This window comes from Corynebacterium imitans (assembly GCF_000739455.1).
Classification (GTDB): Bacteria; Actinomycetota; Actinomycetes; order Mycobacteriales; family Mycobacteriaceae; genus Corynebacterium; species Corynebacterium imitans.
In genome coordinates this window covers 1,809,332-1,834,146 of the sequence record NZ_CP009211.1, presented here as the reverse complement: position 1 = coordinate 1,834,146, position 24,815 = coordinate 1,809,332, and the positions used below count along the sequence as shown (strand labels likewise).

Genomic DNA, 24,815 nt, shown 5'->3' with positions numbered 1-24,815 from the left:
TCGGCCGCATGATTCACTCCTTGAAGGTCGCTTTTCGGATCGCCTCGAGTCTCAGCTGATTCATCCTCGAGGTTTTGTTGCTGTCAATCACGGGCCTTTTCGGGTAGATAATTTCAGAGTGGTGAAGATCTTCTAGCGCCCTTTGGAAAAGATGCAGCTTTGAGTCATGGGTAAAAGCCCCACGCGCTGCGCAAAATTGCTTTGCTCTGGGGACCCAGGAGTAGCGTGAGTCATGCACAAGTTGGTATTCGATCGCCCGCTTGTAGAGGGCACATAACCAGTCGGCGAATTGGATATTCGAAGATAGTTCACTATCGATATGCATTGGTGGCTCGACAATTCTGCGCATTTCCGGAAAGTCAGATGCCCGTCCAAAAATATGCGCGTACATTTGCGGCAGCCGTTGCTTGCGGGACTTTTCGTTAATTTGGTCCATCATGACAAGCACTGATTGGTCTAGAGAGTCTGCGTGGCGGGCGATGCGGTTAAGCGTTTCTCGCATTGAGGTTTGTTCGCGTTCCAGGAACTCACGAGAAGAGCAGTTGGTTTCTCTTGGGGTACCGATTGGCTTTTCTTCCGCATAATAAAAGAGTTGCCCATCGAGACTGCGGAGCTTTGATATTAGGCTTCCCAGAAGCCTAAGGTTCTGAGGTCGATCCTCCGCAGCTCGAGCAAAAAGCAAATCTGCGCCTTTTCGCTCCCACCTGCCGGGGTCTCGACCATCCGGAATATCGTTCTGGAAGAACTGCCTCTTTTTATGCGCGAAGTGAGCCCCAAATTGTCGAGCATTATCCTCGGGAAGAATGAAACCTCCATACCCGAAAGCGGGACTGTCGGCGAATCGAGAGTGCGAGGGGTGAACAAAAGCCCCAGGCGAGCCAATTTCGTCGATATATGCCAGTAGCATGCTGCCCCCGGGTCGATAGAGTAAATGACGCGAGGACCTCGCGATGGCGAGGTCCTCGGAGTTGTTGCCCGGGGTATTCTTGCAAAAGCTCAACGCCTGGCTTACATCTAGAAGGCTATAGGGTGCGAGGGAGCGCCGCAACTTGTTTTCCGGCAAAACTGTCTGCCTATGGCTTGGGAGTAATGGGTGAGGACTTAGTGAACCGCGGGGTGCTGGTTTAAGTTAAGGGTTCAGGAAGGAATGGAACTCGCGAAAGCTTGCTTGTACTCAAACGCGAAACCCCGCGTCCGACTGGTCATTTCAGTCGGGCGCGGGGCCTTACAAGTACAGCTCCTCCAACTGGGCTCGAACCAGTGACCCTTCGATTAACAGTCGAATGCTCTGCCAACTGAGCTATGGAGGAATATTCACTTTGTTGCCGTCCTGCTGCGTTCCCGCTGCGCTCTGTGCAACGAGTACTTATTCTGTCTTATCTTCTAAAAAGAAACAAATCGGCAGGTCAGGTAGACCAAATAGGGCAAACGATACAAAAAAGTGTTACTGTGTGTGGCATGCAGAATCGTACCCTCGCCGCCGCCACCGCATTAGCCGTGGCCAGCGCCGCTTTTTCTCCAGTTAGCGCACACGCCGCAAGTCCATATTCCAACGTTGAAGCGTTCCAACGCGACGCGACTGTCGTGGTGAACGACATGAGCTCTGTCAAGAACAGCTACGAGCGCGCCGCCGGCTCCAGCTTCGACGACGCAGTTGCCGCAGGCAGCTTCACTGAAGTGGTCAAGCACGCTAGCCGTTTCGACATCATCATGACCGTCCTCTTGAGCTCCTTCGCCGTCGGCTCCACCTGGTACTACATGGTGCTTCAGGGCATGATCCCGAACCCGCTGCCCGGCGTTATTCCCTCGACTGCTCAGCAGCACCGCAGGTAAACGCAAGATTTCTTCCTTCCACTCGGCCTCGTCTTACGCCACGTAGGGTGGGGCCTATGCGTTTTATTAGCCACGACCAGGTTTTTGCCACACTTACCCCGGCTGCGGCGGTCGCCGCTTTGCGCGACACGCTTGCCGAAGGGTTTGATCCCGCAACGGACCCCCTGCGGGAGAAGGTGCAGCTCCCACACGGCGAGATGCACCTCATGCCTTCGGCTACAGACAGCGCGGTTGGAGTGAAGATCCTCGGCATCCAGCCTTCCGACTCCACCGAAGACGTTCCGCTCGTGCAAGGCTCGTACCTGCTGATGGGGGCGAAGACGCTCACGCCGCACACGCTTATTGATGCCACGTCGCTGACCGCGCTGCGCACTCCGGCCGCCTCCATCGCGCCGGTGGTTGAGTTGCTGACCGCCTCCGAGGAACCGCTCGACGTCGCTATCTTTGGCACCGGCGCACAGGGACTCGGTCATGCTGCCACGCTGGAAAGCGTGCTTGATGGCGTTCGTGAGCTGCGCATTACTTTTGTCTCGCTTACTGAGCCGGCGGACTTCTCTTACGACTGGGTAGAGTCCGGCACGGATGCAGCCAAGGACGCGATCAAGAACGCTGAGCTCGTCATTACCGCGACGACAGCCCCCGAGCCGATCCTGCATGCTGCAGATCTTGGTGAGCGAGCGATCGTGCTGGCGGTGGGCGCGCACACGGCCGATACCCGCGAGCTTGCGGCGGATGTGTTCGAGGGCGCGCAGGTGATAGTCGAGGACCCCACGGTGGCCTACCGGGAGGCCGGTGACGTCGTGCTTGCTACCGAGGAAGGCACCGTTGCACGCGAGGACCTGGTCACCATGGCGCAGGTCGTGCGCGGCGAGGTGGAGCTCGCACGCGATCGTCGTTTGGTGTGCAAGACCGTCGGCATGCCGTGGCAGGATCTTGCCACTGCCGAAGCGATCGCCGCCGCAGCGGACGCGTAGAGCGAAAACCGGGGGTAGGGTAGTGGGCATGAAGAAGACACTGCTGCCGCTGGGCGTCGCCGCTGCCGTCGCCTGTACCACCGTTACGCCCGCCTACGCCCAGGAGGCGCCGGATGCCCCTGTCGCTGAGCAGGAATCCGGCTCTGGTAGCTCGGCTGGGGATGAAAGCCAGGAGGGGGACGCGGGGTCGTCGCTAAGCACTGGCGCGATTGTGGGCATTAGCCTCGGCGTGCTGGCGCTGGTTGGTGCCGGCAGCTACTTCGCGGTGTCCCAGGGCCTGATTGACGTGCCTGGGCTCGAGCTGCCGCAGGTGCCGGGGCTGGGCGAGCTTGGTGCGCTTGCCGGTGCTGCGGGGCTGGCGATCCCGGCGCTGAGCGCGGGCAAGCAGGAGAAGAAGGCATCGTGCCAGCCGGGTGCCTTTGACGCGATCGTGCCGGGTTGGCCTGCGCCGACGGGAACGGCCGTGCAGTACTGCGATGGCAAGTGGGCTGTGGCCGGCGCGAAGCAGTCCGACTGGATCGTCGCGTTCCGAGCAAATGGTGAGAAGTGGGTTGCGGTGAAGCCGGATGGGGAGACGAACACCGGGTTCAAGTGCTACAACACGGCAACGCTGCGGGGGCAGGGCGCGCCGAAGCAGTTCACCGACAAGCTGCAGACCTGCTAGCGCAGGGCCCGGGCGGCAAGGGCGAGTTTGCGGTGATTGGGCACGCGGATGCGGGTGCTGCGAAGCGCGTCTGGCGGGGTGGCCTCGATGCGGTCGGTGAGGTCTTCGAAGATCGCGGTCGCGGCCCGCACCGCGGGGCGAACTCGTGGTGGCAGGTTGGGGATTTGTTGCTTGGCCTGGGCGAGTTCGGTGCGGATTTCGGGGATGAAGGGGTGGACGGGGGAGCTTTTGAGAGCGTGCTCGGTGTAGTGGCGACCGAGGGCGGAGTCCTCGGCTTGGTCGCGTAGGAAGTTGATCTTTTGGAAGGCGGAGCCGAGTGCGCGGGCACCGCTGATCAGTTGCGGGGTGAGCGCGGCGTCGTTGCCGCGGAAGAAGACGCGCAGGCAGAGCAGGCCGATGACCTCGGCGGAGCCGTAGATGTAGTCGTCGAGCGGCAGGTCTGGCTGGTCGGGAAGGTCTGAGCGCATGGAGGCGAAGAAGGCGCGGACCTCCTCGTCGGGGAATTGGCAAGCGCGGGCGGTGGCGGCGTAGGCGTGGAGGACCGGGTCGGTGTGGAAGCGGTGTGCGGGTGCGTGGAGGACGGCCTCCTCGTAGGTGTTGAGAGCGGTAGTGGGGCACTCGTTGGCTTGGGCGGTGGCACCGTCGACAATCTCGTCGGCGATGCGCACGACCGCGTACAGGTTGCGGATGTCGGTGCGCATCGGCTGCGGCAGCAACTTGGTGGCCAGTGAGAAGCTGGTGGAGTAGTGCGCCATGACCTGCGCGGCTGCGCGGTCGCAGGCGGCGTCGTAGGTGTCCAAGTAGCTGCCGGTCATGATGTATCAGCGTATCGTGTGCGGCGGAGCCGGTAGCATCGGGCGCATGATTATTCCGGTTGGATGGCCCCGCCCGCGCGCACTCGCCGGGGGACTGCTCGGGCTGGGTATCGTGATGCTGCTCAGCGCCGGGCAACTGCCGGACTGGCGGGCGCTGACGTTTCTGGGGCTGGCGCTCGGCGTGCCCAGTCTGGTGTGGCTGGTGGCAGATATTTGGTTTGTACGGCCGCGCGGGGTGGCGTGGTGGGTGCTTGTGGCGGTTGCCGTTGTGGCGGGCGTGTGGGGGATTGCGCTGTTTCCGGAGCGGTGAGTGGGAATTACCCCACGCAGGGGGAGGTTTATAGGGGGAGAATCGTTGATCCACTGCGGTGTTCGGGAGACGCGATAGGATTGCAAATATCTGACCCGTGACTGACGTTAATGGAAAGGAGGTGGCGAGACCATGGGAGTGACAGTGACATCGCCGAGGGATGACGCGCGGCAGCTGCGTCGCGACGTGTACAACGTCAATGGGAAGATGCGTTTGCCTATAGACGTTTTTGAGATTGCGGAGCGCTTGGGCATTCGCGTTGAGTCGACGCCACTTCCGCAGAACGTTGCCGGGTTCATTATCAAAGAAGCGGATGAAGAGACGCCAACTATCTACCTCAACGAGGAGGATGGCCCACAATGGCAGCGGTTCACCGTTGCTCATGAACTCGGGCACTACATCGCGCACCGCGAAGATGCCGAGATCGCGTACGTGGATAATCGTGATGAAATGGCTTCTTCAGGCACCGACCCCTTGGAGCGTCGCTGTAACGCATTCGCTGCGGAGCTTCTGATGCCAGAGGCACTAGTGAAATGCTACTGGGCCGAGGGCTGGAAATTTGAGGACATGCGCCGTCGCTTTGACGTGTCAAAGGCGGCGATGCTCAACAGGTTGAAGCACTTCGGATTTATCTAAAGGAGTCATCCAGCATGAGTGCGCATGACGAAACCGCTGAAGCACGGAAGCTTAGGGAACAAGCTGAAGAAGGTGCTACACGGGAGCGGAATGCGCGCGGTGAATCGTCGTCAAGTGCTTTGGCGAGTACGAGTCGGGACGCCGCGGAGGACAATCTTGAAGACGAAGCGGGGACTCAGTCCAGTCTTGACGCGTTGAAGCTTCGTCGGCAATTGACGTATCTGGACAACAAGCGACAGAACTTAAAACTACAGAAGCGCGTTGCGGACGCTGCTATGTGGGCTGTTGGCATCCAAATGGGTCTGACGAACTTCGCCTTCTTTGTGTATATGGGGCAAAACGGATTCAACCCGGAGCCGCCGGTCATGATTGCGTGGATGTCGTCTACCGTGGTGCAAATCGTGGGCATCGTGGTGGTTGCGGCGAAGGGACTCTTTCCTCAACGCACAGGTGCAGGGCAGGCCGAGGAAGAGCAGGAACTCGGGTAGCGGAGGCAGCTCACTAGAGTGAGAAGCGTGTCATTGTTTCTTGCTGTGTAGAGGTGTGCAAAGTGAATCGTGTGGTGGTAGCGCTCGGCGCGGCGTGCGTGCTGGCGCTTGCGGGGTGTTCGGGTGCTGGGACTGGATCTGGTGAGGCAGAGTCGACGACGGTGACGTCGATAACCGCGGTGCCGGAGTTCGCAGCGGTGGGGGATACCGTGCCCGTGGTGTGTGACGGCGGGGAGTGCGAGGGCAGCCTCGAGGTTGAAGAGGTCTTGCTCGGCGGGCAATGCGCGGCCGGCGGGGAGGCTGACGTGGCTGAAGGCGAGACGCTCGTGCAGGTCCGCGGCGTGCTGAGCGCTTCTGACGGGGAGGTCTACCTGGATACCCCGGTGGTGTGGGATAAAGAAAGCTTCAAGAACACGGGCAAACCTGCGGATGCGTGTGAGCGACCTTCGGGGTACGAGCCGTGGCCAACTGGTGCGTCGGCGGGAGAGAAGGTGCGCGTGTACGGGGCGTTTGTAGTCCCGGAAGCGGCAGTGATGCTGGGAATTGCGGACGCGAAGTTCGACCTGGCGAAGGTGGGTGCCGCGGAAACTTCCGTTGCCGCGCCGGCAACGCAGCCGAGTGTGGTGACGGAGCAAACCATTCCGGAGGCGCCGACGGAGGAGGCGGAGCCCGTGATCGGCTTTACTGGGGCGCCCGGCCAGGAAGCGCCGCAGGTGATGGACAAGCAGATCGCGTCGTGTGGGGATCCGAGTATTCACGAAACGGGGACGACGTTCTTCACCGATGGCACGAGTGGATGGACGCAGCAGTGTGCGTCGCAGATGTGGCCGGCACAAGAGGCGATGATCGCGGAGCAGGAGGCTGACGCACCTGTCGAAGGCCCGGTTGATGGGGTCGAGGAAGATTACGAGTAGATTGCTCTGACATATGAAAGAGCGGTCCGAGAATAAAAGCTCGGGCCGCTCCCTGAAGCACAAAGATAGAGCGAATTACTTCAGCACTGGGGAAAGCGCTGCGAGGCCGTTGGCCTCTGCGCGCTTGTTCTCGTTGAGATTGTTCACAGCTTTGAAGTAGATATGAACTCGGCCGCCGCCGCGGACGTCGATCTTTTGGGGCTTTGACTCACCCTGCTTGACGTAAACCTTGCCACGTTCGCCGCCGTCGAGTGTGACTGTGACGATTCCTACACCGCCGGAATTAGGAACAGTGTCTGACCATGCAGCGGTGAAATTCAGGCTTTCGTATCCTGCTGGCACGATGAACTGCTGGTTGCTCAAGTGTGCATTATTATCGGTCGAGATCAGAGATTTCGCATAGTCCTTGCCGTCCACCGTCACGGACACGTTCGATTTGAGCGCACGCGGGTCAAACTTCTTTTGGTCGACCAGGTAGTTGCTCACGGTGGCCTCCGGCTTCGAGAACCCACCCTTCGAGTCGGTTGGGCGACTATTGTTCGTATCGGCGGTGCCGCCGAGTGCGTTGCTGCTGGAGCCATCTTCCAGGCTCGGAATGAGCACGCCGAGAGCGGTAGCGATGGCAACGATCGCAGCGACGACTGCGGGGACGAGTTCCTGGATGTCTTTCATCATCCGGGTAAGTTCACGAGCACTTGGCACGGGAAGTATTCCTTTCAAGAGAATGAGGGTGGAAATAATGACATATACATCTAACCACGAAATTCCAGCCCCTGCTGGGTAAATGTACTGGTTAGTACAAGCTTTTTGGCAGGGAAAGGGGCGGCGTTTCCAGGTTGCGTGACAGGCTCGGGAATAGAACTCCTGCGAGGAATAAAAGGTATTTTGCCGCCTCAAGGCGAGAGGCTCTTTCCGTACTTCGCGTGTGATGCCCTGAAACAACCCCGGCCCCGCGCTCCTTGGGGTAGGAGGCGGGGCCGGGGTGAAGGGGGCGTCGAGAAGCGGGGGCTAGCCCACCTGGTAGTCCATCGGCGAGCCCGGGCCGAGCGGGATGCCCACGTAGTACCAGATGAGGAAGAAGATGAACCAGCCCGCCATCATCGCGATGGTGTACGGCAGCGCCAGGGACATGAGCGTGCCCACGCCGGCCTTCTTGTAATAGCGCTGCAGGAAGGTCAGTGCGAGCGCGAAGTAGGGCGACATCGGGGTGATGATGTTCGACGGGGAGTCGCCGATGCGATAGAGCATCTGGGTGACCTCCGGCGCGATGCCCACGTACATCATCATCGGGACTACCACCGGGGCCATGAGTGCCCACTGCGCGGAGCCCGAGGTGATGAACAGGTTGACCAGCGCCACCATGATCACAAAGCCGAGGAAGAGCAGGACGTTTGGCAGGTTCCAGCGCTGGAGCAGTTCCGCGCCGTTAATCGCGGTCCAAGAACCCAGGTTGGACCAGGTGAACCAGGCCAGGAACTGGGAGACGGCGAAGAAGAGCACCAGCATCGGCAGCAGCGACTGCAGGCCGCGCGCCATGAACGCCGGGATATCCGCGGCTGAGGTGATCGTGCCGACGATCAGGCCGTAGACCAGGCCCAGAAGGAAGAACGCCAGGGCGATCGGCACGGCAATCGCGCGGATCAGCGGGGACTCCATGAAGCCCTCCTCCGGGCGCGCGAACGGCGAGGCCGGGACGAAGAGCAGAACGAAGTAGGCGATAAGGAACAGCACGAGCGCCACGGTGGACCACAGCATGCCCTTCCACTCGATGGGGGAGAGTTTGAGCTGCTCCTCGGTCAGCTCGCCCTCTTGGCGCTCGTATTCCGGCTCTGGAGTCTCCTTAGGTTTGCCAGCGGCCTCCTCTACCAGCGGGTCGCCGGAGTCGGCCTCTTTGAGGGCCTTGGCGTGCTCGCGGCTTTCGATCTTGTCAAAAGCGAGTTCCTTGGTCTCGATGTGATCGTGGTTGACCAGCGCCTGCGCCTTCTTGTCCACGAAGAACTCAGTCACCGCAGTGATCACCAGCGCGAGCACCACCGCGGACGGGATGACGAAGTAGATGTTGGCCAACGGGGAGACCTCGTAGGCCTCGTCGACAATGTTGGCCGCCGAGGTAGAAATGCCGGCGAGCAGCAGGTCGGTGATGTTGAGGATCAGCGAGGCATTAAAGCCTGCCGACGACGCCGCGAACGCCACCATCGCACCCACGATCGGCGAGCGCCCCACCGCGTGGAAGGCGAGCGCGCCCAGCGGGATGATGATCACGTAGATCGCGTCGGAAGCCACGGAACCGGTCACACCGGCCAGCGCCACCATGAACGTGAGCATGCGCGGGCCAACCTTGGCCACCATCGCGCGCACCAGGGCGCCGAGGAAGCCAGTCTGCTCTGCTACGGCCACGCCCAGCATCACCGAAAGCACCACGCCGAGCGGCGGGAAGGCGATGAAGTTCTCCACCGCGTCGGTGACCATGCGCGAGATGTTCTCGCCGGTGAGCAGCGATTCCACCTCGATGGTCTCACCCGTGCCGGGGTCGACGGCGCTCATGCCGATTTTGTGGCCGATCCAGGAGGTCACGGCAACAACGCCGGCGAGGATGACGAAGAGCCAGAAAGGATCCGGCAGCTTGTTGCCGACCCTTTCGATGAAGCCGAGGAAGCCTGCGCCCTCGCCGTCTTCGTGCTCGTGGCTGTCTTCGCGGCCCTTGGCCTTTTCGTTCGTGCCCGTGTCTCCGGGCGGGACTTTAGAGGAACCGGTCATCGATTCTCCCTCTCGTGCTCGTTGGGGCCCGCGCTTTTTTAAAAAAAGTGCAGGCTGCGTGCAGTTATGAAGGCCGTTCGGCCGGTGACCCTTACCCCTTCCGGCGCTCAGGTGTAAGCCAGCTTACACAAACCAGGTGTCGTGTACACATTGGTAGGCTTGAAGCTCATGCACGTCGATTTAGCCCCGTTTCTGGATTCCTGGCCCGCCGACAACGTCAGCGCCGCGCTGATTGGCACGCGCACCGGCACGTACGGCGATGCCGAGGGCGTCTACGAGCTGGCCAGCGTGACCAAGTTGCTCTCGGCCTACGGCATCCTGCTCGCGGTGGAGGAGGGGGCCTTCGAGCTGGACACACCCTGCGGGCCCGAGGGGGCGACCGTGCGGCACCTGCTCGCGCACGCCGGTGGTGTGGGCTTTGATACGCGCGAGTTGCAAAAGCCAGTGGGCGAGCGGCGCATCTATTCCTCCGCCGGCTACGAGATTCTGGCGGACTTTTTGGAGGAGGAAACCGGGATCGGCTTCGGCGACTACTTGCGTGAGGGGGTCTTCGAGCCGCTGGGGATGCGTACGGCGGAAGTGTATGGGTCGGCGGGCCATGGCGGGCGGGCGTCGATAAGCGACCTGGCGCTGTTCGCGCAGGAGCTGCTGGAGCCGAAGCTTCTAGCAGAGGGGACGCTGCGCGAGGCGTTTTCGAACCAATTCGGGGACCTGCGCGGTGTTGTGCCAGGCTACGGCATGCAGAAGCCCTGCCCGTGGGGCCTTGGCTTTGAGATTAAGGGGGAGAAGGCACCGCACTGGACGGGCGACGGGATGCCCGCGGACACGGTCGGGCACTTCGGTATGGCGGGTACGTATCTGTGGGTGGCCGACGGGCAGGCGATGGTGGCGCTGACGGACCGTGAGTTCGGCGACTGGGCGAAGCCGCTGTGGCAGGAGACAAACACGGCTGTGTGGGAGGCGCTGATGGGGTAGAGTGTTTTTACATCCAGGGGGTATGCGGGAGGAGATGTTATGGCCCAAGTAAATGACGTGGCGCGCTACATCCTCGAACGGCAATCGGGGAGCGTCAGCACTATGAAGTTGCAGAAGCTGATCTACTACGCTCAAGCGTGGAACTTGGTGTGGGATGAAAAACCGCTATTCCACGCGCGCATAGAAGCTTGGGCCAATGGGCCAATCGTGCGGGAACTTTACGATCAGCACCGCGGGAAATTCACCGCAGAGCTTGCGATGTTCCCCGGTGACTCCGGCAACCTCACTGACGCTGAGAAAGAAACCATCGATGTGGTCCTAGAGGCGTACGGGCACCTCAGCGGCCAGCAGTTGAGCGACCTCGCGCACAGCGAGCGGCCTTGGCGAGAAGCACGAGAGGGCATCGCTGACGGCGAGCCCTCCACGAGCACGATCAATGAAGAAGTCATGCAAGACTTCTACAGTGCCGTCCAGTCCGCATCTACGGCGTAGAAAATGGGTGGCAAGCGCGCTCGCAAGAAGCTTGCGAAGCAACGGAACAACGCCAAGATCAAGCAAACTCCATTCCCGGATGCCGGTGACGCAGAAAAGCGCGTCCCGGGTGAAGCCTTAGCATCCGAAGGGTACCGGGAAGAGTTCGTCCGCTGGACCGCGAGAGAAATTGACGCGATCCCGGGGAACGATGGAAGACGCTGGGACCTCTCCGCCTCTGAATCAGTGGAACTACTGAAGTTTCTCGACGAGGTAACCAGTAAGAAGTGGAAGGATTGCCTCGCTGAGACGGTCATGTCAGGGAGAAAGAAACGGGCACGGAACCATGACCAAGCCATCGAATCTCTTTCCAAGGAAGCACAAAAGAGGCTCAGCGAACTACCTGCCGTAGAAGAACGACTGTTTCGCTTTCGACTCTCTGGTGAAACCAGATTGTGGGGCTTCCGATCGGGGGCGCTCTTCAGGATTCTTTGGTACGACCCGGAACACCAGGTTTCCCCGGTGTCGTTGCGGAACACCTAAAAATCCATTTTCTACCCGTGTGATGCGGCCGTTTTTGCAATAAACTGTGGCGCATGACAAGTGGCATCGATAACGCCCAGGTCCCCGCGCCCGGGCAGAAACTCCCGTCCTCACAAGTGTGGCCACTCATGTTGGCCCTGCTCACCGCCGTTTTCGCGTTCCAGCTCAACGCCTCCATGCTCGCGCCCGCGCTGGCTACGATGCAGGTGGAGCTGGACGCTACCGCGAGCCAGATCGGCATGACGCAGACGGCGTTCTTCACCGCGGCGGCGCTGTTCTCGCTGTTTATGCCGCGGTGGGGTGACCTGATTGGCCGCCGGAAGGTGCTCGTGGGCATGATGGCCGTCACCGTTGTCGGCTCGATCATCGCCGCGCTATCGGTGAACGTGACCATGCTGTTTATCGGGCGCGTGGTGCAGGGTGTCTCCGGGCCGACGGTGGCGCTGACCTCGGTGATGCTGCGGCAGGCGGTGCGCGATGAGAAGCAGTTCGCGTTCCTGGTGGGCATTTTGACCTCCATTAACGGCGGCATCGCGGGCGTGGACGCCATCCTCGGCGGCTGGCTCACCGCCGCCTTCGGGTTCCGCTCCCTGTTCTGGGTGATCGGCGCGTTCGCACTCGCCGCGGTCTTTACCATCCGCTACGGGGTGGCGGAGACGAAGTCCAACGAGCTGCAGCCGATGGACTGGAAGGGGGTGGCCTGGCTCGTCGTGGCGATCGGCACGATCCTTACCGCCTTCAACGAGGCCGGCGCGCTCGCCGAGGCCAACTGGTTCATGGTGATCATCCTGCTGGCCATCGGCGCGGCCGCGCTCGTGGTCTTCTGGCGCGCCGAGCACTCCACCCACCACCCGCTGGTGCAGCCCGACCTAATCAAGCAGCGTCGTACCTGGGCGCTGTTGACCACCACCACGCTCACCATGACCGGTATCTTCGCCGTGATGAACGGCCTGGTGCCCAACCTGGCCCAGGACCAGGTGCACGGCCCCGGCCTGTCGGCCGGCACCGTCTCCTTCTGGACGCTTACGCCATACGCCATCGCCGGGCTTGTCGTCGGGCCGTTGGCCGGTTTCCTCGCCGGCCGACTGGGCTACAACCTGGTGCTGAAGATCGGCATCGGTGGGGCGGCACTGTCGGTGCTCATGGGGATTTTCATCGTGGGCAACCCGACGCCGGTGCTTCTGCTGCTGCTTTCCATCGCCGCGGGTATCACGTACGCGGGCATCGCCAACATCATGCTTGGCTCGCTGCACGTCACGCTCGCGCCGAAGTACAACCAGGGCTACCTGCCGGGCCTGAACGCGGGCGCGTTCAACCTCGGCGCCGGCATCTCGTTCACCGTCATCTTCGCGGTGGTCACCTCGTTCGCGGACCAGGGCGGCGGCTACCGCGCCGGCATGATCGCGGGCCTGGTGCTGCTGATTGCCGCGTTCTGCACTTCCTTCCTGATCCCGCGCCCGCAGGATCTGCCCGACACCATCGCCGCTGAGGAGGCCAACCGTGCGTAAAATTATTCTTGACTGTGACCCGGGCCATGATGATGCAGTCGCTATTCTGCTCGCGCTCGGCGACCCGTCGATTGAGCTGCTTTGCTTAACGACGGTGGGCGGCAACCACACCATCGACAAAGTCACACGCAACGCGGCCCAGGTGCTTACCGTCGCCGGACGCACCGACGTGCCCATCTACCGCGGCGCGCACCGCCCGCTGGTGCGCGAGGTGGAAACCGCTGAGGCCGTCCACGGCGACACCGGCATGGAAATCCACGGCTTCGAGCTGCCGGAACCGGACGTCGAGGTCAGCGAAACCCACGCGGTGCGCGCGATCATCGACACCATCATGGCCGAGGAACCTGGCACCGTCACGCTCGTGCCCACCGGGCCTTTGACCAACATCGCGCTCGCGGCGCGCCTGGAGCCGCGCATCGTCGAGCGCGTCCGCGAGGTAGTGCTCATGGGCGGCGCCTATGCCACCGGCAACTGGACGGCCTCGGCCGAGTTCAACATCGTCGTCGACCCGGAGGCCGCCCACATCGTCTTCAACGAGTCCTGGCCGGTGGTCATGGTCGGGCTGGATCTGACCCACCAGGCCCTGGCCACGCCCGAGGTGGAGCAGCGCTTCGCCGCACTCGGCAGCAACGTGGGCGATCTGGTCGTCGGGCTTTTCGACGCCTTCCGTTCCAACTACAAGGACAACCAGGGCTTCGACAACCCGCCGGTGCACGACCCCTGCTGCGTGGCCTACCTCATCGACCCGTCAGTGGTAAAGACCGTGCCCGTACCCATCGACGTCGAACTCTCCGGCGCATTGACCACCGGCCGCACGGTTGCGGATTTCCGCGCGCCCGCGCCTGCCGATTGCACCACGTTTGCGGCCACCGAGCTGGACGTGGACAAGTTCTGGGACATGGTGGTCGATGCCGCTCAGCGCCTGGGGTAGGGGGTACGCCGGGTGAGGCGTTAGCATTCCTAGCTATGTTGCACCTCCCCATCGCACTTGCCATCGGCGCGCTGATCCCCATCCAGACCGCCGCGAACTCCCGCCTGCGCCTAAGCGTAGGCAACCAGCCGGTGGTCTCCGCAATGCTTTCCTTTAGCATCGCGCTGCTGCTGTCCATCCTGGCTACCGCCGTGCTGGTGGGCAACCCCGTGCCGCAGTTCGCGCCGGGGACCCACGCGCCCTGGTGGATCTGGCTCGGCGGGTTCATGGGCGCAGTCTTCGTGCTGGGCAACATCCTGCTCTTCCCCAAACTCGGCGCGGTACAGACCGTGGTGCTCCCGATCCTGGGACAGGTCATCATGGGGCTTACCATCGACTACTTCGGCCTGTTCCACTCGCCGCAGCAGTCGGTGAGCCTGCTGCGCGTCCTCGGCGCAGCAGTAGTGCTTCTCGGCATCGCGGTGGTGCTCGGCGTGCGGCGCAATGCCGCAAGCGGCGACGCCGACGGGGCCGGGCTGTGGCTCTACCGCCTGCTCGGCGTCGCCGTCGGCATGGGCTCGGCAATCCAGGCGGCGGTCAACGGATACCTGGGCACGATCGCGGGCTCCTCGCTGCACGCCGCCGAGATTAACCTGGCGGTCGGCGCGCTGCTGCTTCTCATCGCGGTGCTGGTGACCAGCCCGCGCCAGCTCACCCGTACACCCACGGCGGGGCCGTGGTGGATGTGGCTGGGCGGTGTCGTCGGCGCGACTTTCGTCATCGGTGGCGCGACACTCGTACCCATCCTCGGCACGGCCACGACCGTGATCGCGTTTAACGCGGGCACCATCGCGGGCGGCCAGGTGATGGAATCAGTCGGCGCTTTCGGCGCCGCCAAACGCAAGATCAACGCGACCCGCGCGGCCGGGCTCGTGTTGATCCTCGCGGGCGTGTTGGCGGTGCGGCTGCTCTAGGAGGTGTGGTGGACCTCGGCCAGCTCGTAGACCGGCGTGTCCATCCCCTCGTAGCGCGCCTTGAGCTGCAGGGAGAGATAGCGCGAGTAGTGGCGCGACTGGTGCAGGTTGCCGCCGTGGAACCACAGCTGGTCCACCTGAGTCGGCTTCCACATGTTGCGCAGCTCGCGCTCCCAAGGGCCCGGGTCCTTCGTGGTGTCTGAGCCCAAGCCCCACACGCGGCCGACCTTATCGGCGGTCTCCTTGTCGATGAGGTGCTCGACCCAGCCGTTCATTGAGCCGTAGCCGGTGGCGAGCACGATGACGTCGGCGGGGAGCTCGGTGCCGTCGTCAAGCACAACCGAGCGCTCCTTGACCTCGGCGATCGAGGTGGGGGAGTGGACGGGGATCGAGCCGTCGGCAACCAGCTCCGAAGCGCCGACGTTGATGTAGTAGCCGGAGCCGCGGCGCAGGTACTTCAGGAAGAGCCCGGAGTCATCGTCGCCGAAGTCCACCATAAAGCCGCGGTCGGCGAGCGCCTGGTAGAACTCCGCATCCTCCTCGCGGATCTGATCAAACGCGGGCCGCTGCGCATCGGGGAGCACCTTGTACGGCCAGGAGGCGAACAGCAGGTCGGCCGTGTCGGTATCGATCCCGGCCTCCACCGCGTCTTCCGAGTACAGCGGGCCGAAAACGTGCTTCATCAACGAGTCCGACTGCGACACGTGCGTGGACGAGCGCTGGATCATCACCGGACGCGCACCGTTGTGCACCAGGTCCGCGGCGATGTCGTGGGCGGAGTTGTTCGCGCCCAGGATCACCACGTCCTTGTCCTTATCACCCTCGCCGCCGGGGTGCTCGGAGGAGTGTCGGATCTCGCCTTGGAAGTCTTCTTGGCCCTTGAGCTGCGGGCGGTTCGGCACGCCCGACATGCCGGTGGCAAAGACCAACTGGGTCGGGTGCAGCGTAAGTTCCTCGCCGTCGCGTTTCAGGGTGACGTTCCAGCGCTTTTGCTCATCGTCGAACTCGGCGTGGGTGACCTCCGCGTTGGTCCAGTAATCAAGGTCCATGATGCCGACGTAGTGCTCGAGCCAGTCGCCCATCTTGTCTTTCGGTGTGAACACCGGCCAGTCGTCTGGGAAGGGCAGGTAGGGCATGTGGTCGTACCACACCGGGTCATGCAGGCACAGGGAGTGGTAGCGGCCGCGCCACTGATCGCCCGGGCGGTCCGCCTTATCGACGATCAACGCCGGCACCCCCTGACGCTTCAACCTCGCACCCAGCGCAATGCCGCCCTGGCCGCCGCCGATGATCAGCACGTAGGGCTGCTCGGAGATGCCCAAGGTGGCGCGGCGCTTCTCGCGGCGATCAGCCCAGTTCTCCGGGTCCTGCTGTGGCCCGTGCTGCGCGCCGAGCTCGCGGTTGCGTCCGCGCTTTTCCGGGAAGTCCTTCAGCTCGCGGCCGGAAGTCAGCAGCGTCCACGCTTTGCCAGCTCGAAGCCTGGCGATGCCGCGGCAGAAAAAATTGCCGGTCTCGCAGGTGAACTGGATCCTCGTGACCCCATCGCCCTCGTCGACGACCTCGGCCAGCTCCGTGTTGGTGATCATGCTGTCCGGGTGGGTGGCGGTGACCATGCGTGCGATTTCCTCGCGGCCCTCAGCGGTGTACAGGTTCCACGTCATGGCGGTGAGGTCGCGCCAGAATCCCTCCGGTTCGAACAGTGCGGCGGCAGCCTCGCCGGCGGCCGTGGGATCGGCCTGCGCAGTCGCGGCCTCGAGGTCGTTGAGCCATTGTTGTGCGGTGGTCTCGGTCATGGGAGTGCCTTTCCATCAGTTAGGGGTGTTGGGCGACACAGTACACGCGCGCCTGAGGTGTGCGCCACAACAAATTCCAAATGTGGCGGCCGTGATCCGTGTGTCACCCTCTACCTCAACTTGAGTAAATAGGGGGATCAACCTGCGGTTGAGGGTTGCCGGGGTGAACTTGTGTGGCGCAAGATTGGTCGCGAGATACAAGAGGCCGTTGGGGAAGACGAACCTCTCGTCTTACACTCCGCCGCCGCGCCTAGTCACCGCGGCCGGAACCCGCCTAGTCACCGGGTGTGGGGTGTCCACCGCCGCATGCGGGACCGCGCAAGGCACTAGTCACGTCGACGCGCAGTCACACGCATGCGGCACCGCGAAGCACGATACGGAAGGTCCCCAACTCATGACTACGACATTGGTCGCGCCGTACGCCTCGACGGCTACGTTCACGCGCGCCGCAACCGCGCCAGCCGCACACGCGCCCACTGCCGCCGCGACGTTGGTGGTGTCCGGGATGAGGCGGGGGTGTCGGCGTGGCGTCGAGAAGCTGCTCTGCGAGCTGCCCGACGCGCCCACCACGGATGACGAGGACGCGATCTGGTTTACCCGCTGGCAGCGCGAGGCCGACGGCACCTACTGCTGCCGCGAAACGCTGCGCGCGCCCGCCGAGGCCCTGGACACTTTCGCCGAGCGCTTGGACGCATACGCCAAAACGCACGGCTTTGTAGCGCGCGTCACGCCGCGGCCGTACGATGGGGCGCATGTCTGATCAATACCGTGTACAGAACCCGGCAACCAACGAGGTCGTCGAGACCTTCGACTTCATCACCGACGCCGAGCTGAGCTCCGCCCTCGACCGCGCCGATGAGGCCTTCACCCAGTGGCGCGAGGTGAGCTTCGACGATCGCGCCAAGCTGCTGCGCGAAATCGCCTTGCTTTTCGACGCCAAGCGTCCCGAACTCACCCGCATCATCGCCGAAGAGATGGGCAAACCGCTTGACCAGGGCGAAGGCGAACTCGACGACGTCGTGAGCATCTTCAACTACTACGCCGAGCACGGCGCCGCGTTGAGCGCCGACGAGCCGATCGAGCACACCGGCGGCGAGGCCGTCATCCGCAAGGTGCCCATCGGCGTCATCGTGGGCGTCATGCCGTGGAACTTCCCGTACTACCAGGTCGCGCGCTTCATCGCGCCGACGCTGATGGCGGGCAATACCGTGCTGCTCAAGCACGCCGAGATCTGCCCCCGCTCGGCGGAAGCCATCCAGGCGATTGTCGACGAGGCGTGCGCGAAAACCGGCGCGCCCACCGGCATCTTTACCAACATCCGCGCCACCCACGACCAAGTGGCTGACCTGCTCGCCGACATCCGCGTGCAGGGTGTCTCACTTACCGGCTCCGAGCGCGCCGGGCGGGCCGTCGCCGCCACTGCCGGCCAGAACCTGAAGAAGGCGCTGCTCGAGCTCGGCGGCACCGACGCCTACATCGTGCTGGACACCGACGACGTCGAGGCTGCGGCCGACACCGCGTGGGGCAAGCGTCTGGCAAACACCGGCCAGGCGTGTACGTCGAACAAGCGCATCATCGTCATGGACGACATCTACGACGACTTCGTCGACGCCATGGTTCGCCGCGCGAAGGACTTCACCCAGGGCGATCCTTTTAACCCGCAGAAGGGCCACTTCTACCCGCTGTCCTCGCGCGGTGCGGCAGAAACCCTGCGCGACCAGGTGCGCAAGGCCGTCGAAGAAGGCGCCACGCTGCACGTCGGTGGCGAGCTGACCGGCGAAGGCGCTTACTTCACGCCCGCCGTGCTTACCGACGTCCCCGTCGGCTCCGAGTCCTACCAGGCCGAGTTCTTCGGGCCCGTCGCCGAAATCTACAAGGTCGCAAGCGACGACGAAGCCATCGAGCTGGCCAATAACTGCAACTACGGCCTGGGTGGTGCGGTCTTCTCCCAGGACGAGGAGCGCGCCAAGAAGGTGGCCAACCGCGTGGTCACCGGCATGATCCACGTGAACATCCCGCAGGCGCGCGGGCCCGAGCTGCCGTTCGGTGGCGTGAAGAACTCCGGCTTCGGCCGCGAGCTGGGCTCGCTCGGCATGGACGAGTTTGTGAACAAGCAGCGCTACTACGTCGCTGACTAGTCGCCGAAGGGCGCCTCGATGCGCCCAACCAAATCTGCGACGGAATCCACGATCGCGGTGGGGCGGTAGGGGTAGCGGGCGATCTCCGCATCGTCGCTAATCCCGGTGCGCACCAGCACGGTGCGCATGCCCGCCTCCATGCCGGCCTTAATGTCGGTGTCCATGCGGTCGCCGATCATCACCGTGTTCTCCGAGTGCACGCCTAAGTTATTCAGCGCCGAGCGCATCATCACTGGGTTGGGTTTGCCCACGTAGTAGGGGTCGCGGCCGGTTACCGCGGTGATCATGGCCGCCACCGAGCCGGTCGCGGGGATCACGCCGTTGGGGCCTGGGCCCGTCAGGTCCGGGTTGGTGGCGATGAAGCGCGAACCGCGCCGGATGAGGTTGCACGCCGTGGTCAGCGCCTCGAAGGAGTAGGTGCGGGTCTCGCCGAGCACCACGAAGTCCGGGTCCGCCTCGGTAAGGATCCAGCCCATCTCGTGCAGCGCGGTGGTCAGCCCCGCCTCGCCGATCACGTACGCGGAGGCCTCGCCCGCCTGCTGCGAGAGGAACTTCGCCGTCGCGGTGGCGGAAGTCCAGATGCGCTCCGGTTCGATGTGCAGCCCCATGCGGGTGAGCTTGGCAGACAGATCGCGCGGGGTCTGCATCGAGTTGTTCGTGAGCACCATAAACGGGATGTCCTGCTCGCGCAGCCGCGAGATGAATTCGTCCGCGCCCGGGATCATGTCGCCCTCGCGGTGCAACACACCGTCCATGTCCGTCAAGTACGCGATGCTCACTGCTCATCCTCCAAGTAATCTGCGAGTTCGCCGACTGTCTCGCACTCATCGTAGACATGCTCGGTGACCCGTGCGCCGAACTCATCCTCGATGCGGATAGCCAGCTCGATGCGGTCCAGCGAGCTGATGCCCGTGTCCGTGAGCGCCGTCGACGGGGAAACGCTATCCTCTTCGCCGGTGACGCGCTCGATCAGCGCGGCCAGGCGCGAGAAGGTGTCGGCGGGGGTGTTGTTTTCGGGCTCGTCGGCGTCGAGAAGCTTGCTGAAGTCACCGAGGTTGAGGCGTTGCGAGAGTTCCATACACCCCATAATAAGGTGAATGACATGCTCCGCCCGCTCGCCTATGCGCGCACACTCACGCCCGCCGCGCGCCGCAATCTGCTCCGCACCCGCGCCAAGCTTCACGACGCCGACGGCGCCATCGGCCTTGCCTACACCCGCACTGGCACCGTGGATGTAGCGGGCAGCGAGGTCCACTTCTACGAGACCGGGCCAGAAGATCCGGCCGCGACCACAGTGGTGTACGTCCACGGCTTCAATATTTCGGCGGAGACGTTTTATATGCAGGTGCGTGACGTCGATAAGCGGGCACCCGGCGTGCGCCAAATCCTGCTGGACCTGCCCGGGCACGGGCAAAACCCGACGCCTGACCCGGCAGCGCTGACCATCGACGCCGCCGCCGACGCCTGCGCCGCCGTCCTGCGTGCCCGCGGCGCGCGCGGCCCCGTGATCGTGGTGGGGCACTCGCTCGGCGGGCCCGTGTCGCTTTCGATGATGCGGCGCTACGCCTCTGAGTTCGCCTGGGCTGGCAGCGTGCAGATCTCCAGCGCAGTCGAGCCTTTCACCATGCAGGGCCTGCCGCAGATCCTCGCCGGGCCGATCGGGCGCATGCTGGAGACCGTCACCCGTGCTACCCCGCGCTTCGCCGAAGGCGTGCGGGAGGTGGTCACCGACACCATCGCGCCGGTGCTGGCTTTGGGCTTCTACTTCCGCCCGATGACTTACGACATCGTCGACTTCCACGCCGCAATGATCCGCGAAACCCCGCTGGAAACCTACGCCGGCTACTTCCAGGACCTGCTGGATCACTCCGAGCTGGACGCTGGCACTGTACTTGCTGAGCTTCCTGGATATATTCTGGTTGGTGACCGAGACAACGTCACCCCCGTGTCACAATCGGAGGTACTCCGCAGCATCTGGCCCGGCGCCTACATGCAGGTCCTGCCAGACTCCGGGCACATGCCGCCACTCGACGCGCCGGGTGCCGTCACCACCGCCATCGTGCGGCTGATTGAAGGAGTCGAGCCATGAAGCGGATTGTGAGCGCGAGCGTTGTCGCCGCCTGTCTGGCTGCGGGCGTTCTTGTGCCTGGTGAAGTAGCGGCAGCCACGCCGTGTACCGCGCGGGGCGACAGCGGAGTCTCCGACGGCACCCAGATGAAGGACAAGTACGAGCCCTACATCGACACCACCCCGCGCACCGTGTACAACGTGCCCGGCTATTACGTCAGCACGGGCGCGCTCTACGACCTCAAAGGCATGCCTAAGGGCGCGACCTGGGCACTTGCCACGCAGGACAACCTCACCGCACCGATCAAGGTGCAGCGCCGCGGCGAGCAGCTCGAGCTCTTCCTCCAGCACAACCTGCGCAAAGAGGGGGCGCCTCACCCCTCCGTCCAGCGTGGCCCCAACACCACTGACAAGCTGGACATACGCATCTGCTACCCGGACGACTCCACCGAGTTGGTCCAGATGCGCCCGCAGCTCGTGCCCGGCCAGAGCTTTCTTTACGACGTCACCTACGAATCCCAGCGCGCCAACCCAGGCCAGCGCCTGACCATCCGCCCCGAAAACGGCAACTACCGGGAGTTCAACACCAACCCACTGCAGCTGCCTAAGGATGCTTCGTGGACCGTCCGCTCGCACGCGAGCTGGGATACGAGCATCGACAAGCAGGGGGTAGTGACCACTACCGTTCCTCGTGACTCCCGTGCAGGTTCCGAATTTACCGTCGCGGTCCTCTACGCCGACGGCACCACCGACGAGGCCCGCTTCACGGTGGGGAATACCGGCAAGGGTGCCACCGACAAGCCTGCTGCGCCTGGGGTGCCGCCTGTGGGCCAGTCCGGATCTTCCGCCGGCCAGATCGCCGCGCTGGTGATCGGCCTGATCGCCGCGATCGGCGGTGCCGTTGCGTTCCTGCTGCCGCAGTTGGCCAAGATCTTCGGCGACGGGCTGAACTTGCCGGTCTAGCCGGCAGCGCGTGAGAGATTCCGCAGTAGTTTTTACCCGACCTGGGCGAATGCGCGCCGAGGTGCAGAATTTTTCACACGTTCACTGGCCCAATCCCGCACCGCATGAAACGCAAAACGCCCCCTTCCCGGCAAACAAAACCGGAAGGGGGCGCTTCACTCACGCGAACGGCTTAGTCTTCATCGCCGCCGTTCGGGTTGGGGTGCGTCGGGTCGTCGATGTGCATGTCCTTGGCGGCCTTGCTGACCACATCGCGGTCGATCTTGCCCTCGTTGGCCAGGCCAAGCAGGGCGGCGACTGCCATGGACTCCGCATCGATGTTGAAGTAGCGGCGGGCAGCCTCGCGGGTATCGGCGAAGCCAAAGCCGTCCGCACCCAGCACGATGTACTGGCCCGGCACGTAGGCGCGGATCTGCTCCTGCAGGCTGGTAGCAAAGTCCGAGGTAGCGATGTACGGGCCCTCGGTCTGCTTCAGCTGTGTGGTAGCAAACGGCTCTTCTGCTTCCTTCTCCGGGTTGCGCAGCTGCTCGTTGGCCACGCGCGCGCCGTCGCGAGCCAGCTCGACCCAGGAGGTCACCGAGTAGATCGCGGCACCGACGTTGTACTCGTCCTGCAGGATCTTCTGGGCGCGCAGCGCCTGCTGCATGCCGATACCGGAGGCGAGCAGGGAGACGTTGTGCTCCTTCTTCTCGCCCTCGTCGTAAAGGTAGATGCCCTTGTGCAGGCCCTCGACGTCCAGGTTCTCCGGGCGGGCCGGCTGGTGGGTCGGCTCGTTGTAGACGGTGATGTAGTACATCACGTCCTCGTCCTCGCCGGAGCCGCTGCCGTACATGCGCTCGATGCCCTTGGACACCAGGTACGGCATCTCGTAGGCGAACGCCGGGTCGTAGGTGATCACGGCCGGGTTGGTCGACGCCAGGACAGGGGAGTGGCCGTCCATGTGCTGCAGGCCCTCGCCGGTGAGCGTGGTGCGGCCGGCGGTCGCGCCGATGATGAAGCCGCGGGCCATCTGGTCGCCAGCGGCCCAGAAGTTATCGCCGGTGCGCTGGAAGCCGAACATGGAGTAGAAGATGTACATCGGGATCATCGGCTCGCCGTGGGTCGCGTACGACGTACCGGCGGCGATGAAGGAGGCAGACGAGCCGTCCTCGTTGATGCCTTCGTGCAGGATCTGGCCGTCGGTTGCCTCGCGGTAGGACAGCTGCAGGTCGTGGTCGACCGGGACGTAGTTCTGGCCCTTCGGGTTGTAGATCTTCTGCACCGGGAACCAGGAGTCCAGGCCGAAGGTGCGGGCCTCGTCCGGGATGATCGGTACGACGCGCTTGCCCAGTTCCTTGTCGCGCATCATGGCCTTGAAGGTACGCACGAGCGCCATGGTGGTGGCGACTTCCTGCTTGCCCGAGTCCTTGAACAGGGCCTTGTAGGTCTTCTCAAAGTCCGGCTGCGCAAGTGCGGTGTAGGTTTCGCGACGCTCCGGCAGGTAACCGCCGAGCTCCTCGCGGCGTGCCTTGAGGTACTTGATCTCCTCGGCGTCCTCGCCCGGGTGGTAGTAGGGCGGCAGGTAGGGATCCTTCTCCAGCTCCTCGTCGGAGATCGGGATTTCCTGCTTGTCGCGGAAGAGCTTGAGGTCCTCCAGGGTGAGGTTCTTCATCTGGTGGGTGGCGTTGCGGCCCTCGAAGTTGTGGCCGAGACCGTAGCCCTTAATGGTGTGCGCGAGGATGACGGTCGGCTTGCCCTTGGTCTCCAGCGCGCGCTTGTAGGCGGCGTAGACCTTGCGGTAGTCGTGGCCACCGCGGCGCAGCGCCCAGATCTCCTCGTCGCTCATGTCCTCGACCAGCTTCCGGGTGCGCTCGTCGCGGCCGAAGAAGTGCTCGCGGACGTAGGCACCGTCGTTGGCCTTGAAGGTCTGGTAGTCGCCGTCCTTGGTCGTGTTCATGATGTTGACCAGGGCGCCGTCTTCGTCCTTCTCAAGCAGCTCGTCCCACTCGCGGCCCCAGACCACCTTGACCACGTTCCAGCCGGCGCCGATGAAGAAGGTCTCCAGCTCCTGGATGATCTGGCCGTTACCGCGCACCGGACCGTCGAGACGCTGCAGGTTGCAGTTGATCACGAAGGTGAGGTTGTCCAGCTCGTAGAGCGAAGCCATCTGCAGCAGGCCGCGGGACTCCGGCTCGTCCATCTCGCCGTCGCCGAGGAAGGCCCAGACGTGCTGGTTCTCGGTGTCCTTGATGCCGCGGTCCTGCAGGTACTTGTTAAAGCGGGCCTGGTAGATCGCGTTCATCGGGCCAAGACCCATGGATACGGTGGGGAACTCCCAGAATTCGCGCATGCCGTGCGGGTGCGGGTACGACGGGATGCCACCCTGCGGGCGGGAGTGCTCCTGACGGAAGCCGTCGAGGTCGTCCTCGCTCAGGCGGCCTTCGAGGAAGGCGCGGGCATACATGCCGGGGGAGGCGTGACCCTGGAAGAAGACCTGGTCGCCGCCGTGCTCGGCGTCCTTGCCCTGGAAGAAGTGGTTAAAACCGACCTCGTAGAGCGCGGCTGCGGAAGCGTAGGTGGAGATGTGGCCGCCGACCTTCACACCCGGGCGCTGCGCGCGGTGCACCATGATGGCGGCGTTCCAGCGCATCCAGCGGCGGTAGCGCTTCTCAATCTGCTCGTCGCCGGGGAATTCCGGCTCCAAGGAGGTGGGGATAGTGTTGACGAAGTCCGTGGAGGACAGCGCTGGCAGCTGCACGCGCTTCGCATTCGCGCGCTCCAGCAGTCGCAGCATGAGGTAGCGTGCGCGCTCCGGATCAGACTCTTCGAGCAGCCCGTCGAAGGAATCCATCCATTCCTGGGTTTCCTCCGGGTCGCTGTCGTGCAGGTAGGAAGCTACACCGTCGCGAATCAGCTCGATGTTCGACTCTTTGGCCTGGTCTTTCTCTGCCACGAGAAAACCTCCCTTTGTTTTGGGGCAATCGTTCCCCACCACCCTACTTCGTTTCAGGATTTCCGTCATTAATGGGCCATTGCTTATCGACGCCACATTTACCCTCTCGCCCGCCACAATCCACACAACAGATGTAAGCTCTATTGCACT

Annotated in this window: 25 protein-coding genes and 1 tRNA gene; 17 read left to right on the top strand and 9 right to left on the bottom strand. The window is 63.3% G+C overall.

Annotation, left to right across the window (positions count from 1 at the left end; translation table 11 throughout):
• Window positions 1-13: 13 nt before the first annotated feature.
• Window positions 14-907 carry a DUF3800 domain-containing protein gene (locus CIMIT_RS12385; protein WP_084674420.1) on the bottom strand — a complete coding sequence of 298 codons (894 nt, stop codon included), beginning with the start codon at window positions 905-907 and terminating at the stop codon, window positions 14-16.
• A 330-nt stretch (window positions 908-1,237) separates the two neighbouring features.
• Window positions 1,238-1,310: transfer RNA gene (locus CIMIT_RS08570), tRNA-Asn, on the bottom strand.
• 148 nt (window positions 1,311-1,458) lie between these two features.
• Between CIMIT_RS08570 and CIMIT_RS08565 the strand changes: the two genes are divergently transcribed.
• Genes CIMIT_RS08565 through CIMIT_RS08555 form a run of 3 tightly spaced genes read left to right on the top strand, consistent with a single transcriptional unit; the run spans window position 1,459 to window position 3,471 of the window.
• Window positions 1,459-1,833: a hypothetical protein gene (locus CIMIT_RS08565; protein ID WP_038591769.1), complete on the top strand. Its 375-nt coding sequence runs from the start codon at window positions 1,459-1,461 to the stop codon at window positions 1,831-1,833.
• Window positions 1,834-1,889: 56 nt separating this feature from the next.
• A complete protein-coding gene (locus tag CIMIT_RS08560; protein ID WP_038591765.1) occupies window positions 1,890-2,807 on the top strand; it encodes an ornithine cyclodeaminase family protein in 918 nt (305 codons plus the stop codon).
• Window positions 2,808-2,835: 28 nt separating this feature from the next.
• Window positions 2,836-3,471, top strand: a complete 636-nt coding sequence (locus CIMIT_RS08555; protein ID WP_038591762.1) for a hypothetical protein — start codon at window positions 2,836-2,838, stop codon at window positions 3,469-3,471.
• Here CIMIT_RS08555 and CIMIT_RS08550 read toward each other — a convergent pair.
• Complete coding sequence (locus tag CIMIT_RS08550; protein WP_038591760.1) at window positions 3,468-4,286, bottom strand: phytoene/squalene synthase family protein; 819 nt, start codon at window positions 4,284-4,286, stop codon at window positions 3,468-3,470. The genes CIMIT_RS08555 and CIMIT_RS08550 overlap by 4 nt on opposite strands.
• 46 nt (window positions 4,287-4,332) lie before the next feature.
• Between CIMIT_RS08550 and CIMIT_RS08545 the strand changes: the two genes are divergently transcribed.
• The 4 genes from CIMIT_RS08545 to CIMIT_RS12165 all read left to right on the top strand — a co-directional run bounded on the left by CIMIT_RS08545 (window position 4,333) and on the right by CIMIT_RS12165 (window position 6,634).
• The gene (locus CIMIT_RS08545) at window positions 4,333-4,596 is read left to right on the top strand and encodes a hypothetical protein (RefSeq protein WP_144311833.1); all 264 of its coding nucleotides are present in this window, start codon (window positions 4,333-4,335) and stop codon (window positions 4,594-4,596) included.
• Between the two features lie 132 nt (window positions 4,597-4,728).
• Window positions 4,729-5,232 carry an ImmA/IrrE family metallo-endopeptidase gene (locus CIMIT_RS08540; RefSeq protein WP_038591754.1) on the top strand — a complete coding sequence of 168 codons (504 nt, stop codon included), beginning with the start codon at window positions 4,729-4,731 and terminating at the stop codon, window positions 5,230-5,232.
• 14 nt (window positions 5,233-5,246) lie between these two features.
• Window positions 5,247-5,720, top strand: coding sequence for a hypothetical protein (locus tag CIMIT_RS08535; protein WP_038591751.1), 474 nt, complete (start codon window positions 5,247-5,249; stop codon window positions 5,718-5,720).
• A 62-nt stretch (window positions 5,721-5,782) separates the two neighbouring features.
• Window positions 5,783-6,634: a hypothetical protein gene (locus tag CIMIT_RS12165; RefSeq protein WP_144311832.1), complete on the top strand. Its 852-nt coding sequence runs from the start codon at window positions 5,783-5,785 to the stop codon at window positions 6,632-6,634.
• A gap of 75 nt (window positions 6,635-6,709) precedes the next feature.
• Here CIMIT_RS12165 and CIMIT_RS08525 read toward each other — a convergent pair whose 3' ends face one another.
• Both CIMIT_RS08525 and CIMIT_RS08520 read right to left on the bottom strand, forming a co-directional pair.
• Window positions 6,710-7,336, bottom strand: coding sequence for a hypothetical protein (locus tag CIMIT_RS08525; RefSeq protein ID WP_144311831.1), 627 nt, complete (start codon window positions 7,334-7,336; stop codon window positions 6,710-6,712).
• Window positions 7,337-7,642: 306 nt separating this feature from the next.
• Window positions 7,643-9,391 carry an AbgT family transporter gene (locus CIMIT_RS08520; protein ID WP_038591745.1) on the bottom strand — a complete coding sequence of 583 codons (1,749 nt, stop codon included), beginning with the start codon at window positions 9,389-9,391 and terminating at the stop codon, window positions 7,643-7,645.
• Between the two features lie 168 nt (window positions 9,392-9,559).
• Here CIMIT_RS08520 and CIMIT_RS08515 point away from each other — a divergent pair, with 168 nt between their 5' ends.
• The 6 genes from CIMIT_RS08515 to CIMIT_RS08490 are packed head-to-tail and all read left to right on the top strand — an operon-like array spanning window position 9,560 to window position 14,772.
• Window positions 9,560-10,366: a serine hydrolase domain-containing protein gene (locus tag CIMIT_RS08515; RefSeq protein WP_038591742.1), complete on the top strand. Its 807-nt coding sequence runs from the start codon at window positions 9,560-9,562 to the stop codon at window positions 10,364-10,366.
• A 39-nt stretch (window positions 10,367-10,405) separates the two neighbouring features.
• Complete coding sequence (locus tag CIMIT_RS08510; protein ID WP_038591739.1) at window positions 10,406-10,858, top strand: Panacea domain-containing protein; 453 nt, start codon at window positions 10,406-10,408, stop codon at window positions 10,856-10,858.
• A 3-nt stretch (window positions 10,859-10,861) separates the two neighbouring features.
• A complete protein-coding gene (locus CIMIT_RS12160; RefSeq protein ID WP_051904902.1) occupies window positions 10,862-11,380 on the top strand; it encodes a hypothetical protein in 519 nt (172 codons plus the stop codon).
• Window positions 11,381-11,433: 53 nt separating this feature from the next.
• A complete protein-coding gene (gene uriT / locus CIMIT_RS08500) occupies window positions 11,434-12,888 on the top strand; it encodes a uridine transporter UriT (protein ID WP_051904901.1) in 1,455 nt (484 codons plus the stop codon).
• Complete coding sequence (uriH, locus tag CIMIT_RS08495; protein ID WP_038591736.1) at window positions 12,881-13,819, top strand: uridine-preferring nucleoside hydrolase UriH; 939 nt, start codon at window positions 12,881-12,883, stop codon at window positions 13,817-13,819. The genes uriT and uriH overlap by 8 nt, the downstream gene beginning before the upstream one ends.
• A gap of 35 nt (window positions 13,820-13,854) precedes the next feature.
• A complete protein-coding gene (locus CIMIT_RS08490) occupies window positions 13,855-14,772 on the top strand; it encodes a DMT family transporter (RefSeq protein WP_038591733.1) in 918 nt (305 codons plus the stop codon).
• On the opposite strand, the gene CIMIT_RS08485 is transcribed toward CIMIT_RS08490, so the two are convergent.
• The gene (locus CIMIT_RS08485) at window positions 14,769-16,565 is read right to left on the bottom strand and encodes a flavin-containing monooxygenase (protein WP_038591730.1); all 1,797 of its coding nucleotides are present in this window, start codon (window positions 16,563-16,565) and stop codon (window positions 14,769-14,771) included. The genes CIMIT_RS08490 and CIMIT_RS08485 overlap by 4 nt on opposite strands.
• Before the next feature lie 394 nt (window positions 16,566-16,959).
• On the opposite strand from CIMIT_RS08485, the gene CIMIT_RS08480 reads away from it, so the two are divergent.
• Window positions 16,960-17,325 carry a hypothetical protein gene (locus CIMIT_RS08480; RefSeq protein WP_051904900.1) on the top strand — a complete coding sequence of 122 codons (366 nt, stop codon included), beginning with the start codon at window positions 16,960-16,962 and terminating at the stop codon, window positions 17,323-17,325.
• Entirely contained in the window at window positions 17,318-18,703 is a 1,386-nt protein-coding gene (locus CIMIT_RS08475) for an NAD-dependent succinate-semialdehyde dehydrogenase (protein ID WP_038591727.1), read from the top strand. Before CIMIT_RS08480 ends, CIMIT_RS08475 begins: the two co-directional genes overlap by 8 nt.
• On the opposite strand, the gene CIMIT_RS08470 is transcribed toward CIMIT_RS08475, so the two are convergent.
• Window positions 18,700-19,458, bottom strand: a complete 759-nt coding sequence (locus tag CIMIT_RS08470; protein ID WP_038594549.1) for an HAD-IIA family hydrolase — start codon at window positions 19,456-19,458, stop codon at window positions 18,700-18,702. The genes CIMIT_RS08475 and CIMIT_RS08470 overlap by 4 nt on opposite strands.
• Window positions 19,459-19,478: 20 nt before the next feature.
• Window positions 19,479-19,781 (bottom strand): acyl carrier protein, encoded by a 303-nt coding sequence (locus CIMIT_RS08465; protein ID WP_038591723.1) that lies wholly within the window; start codon window positions 19,779-19,781, stop codon window positions 19,479-19,481.
• A gap of 24 nt (window positions 19,782-19,805) precedes the next feature.
• On the opposite strand from CIMIT_RS08465, the gene CIMIT_RS08460 reads away from it, so the two are divergent.
• Together CIMIT_RS08460 and CIMIT_RS08455 are read left to right on the top strand one after the other, a co-directional pair.
• Window positions 19,806-20,792: an alpha/beta fold hydrolase gene (locus CIMIT_RS08460; RefSeq protein ID WP_038591720.1), complete on the top strand. Its 987-nt coding sequence runs from the start codon at window positions 19,806-19,808 to the stop codon at window positions 20,790-20,792.
• The gene (locus CIMIT_RS08455) at window positions 20,789-21,733 is read left to right on the top strand and encodes a Rib/alpha-like domain-containing protein (RefSeq protein WP_038591717.1); all 945 of its coding nucleotides are present in this window, start codon (window positions 20,789-20,791) and stop codon (window positions 21,731-21,733) included. The genes CIMIT_RS08460 and CIMIT_RS08455 overlap by 4 nt, the downstream gene beginning before the upstream one ends.
• 172 nt (window positions 21,734-21,905) lie before the next feature.
• On the opposite strand, the gene aceE is transcribed toward CIMIT_RS08455, so the two are convergent.
• Entirely contained in the window at window positions 21,906-24,665 is a 2,760-nt protein-coding gene (aceE, locus tag CIMIT_RS08450; protein WP_038591714.1) for a pyruvate dehydrogenase (acetyl-transferring), homodimeric type, read from the bottom strand.
• Between the last annotated feature and the right edge of the window lie 150 nt (window positions 24,666-24,815).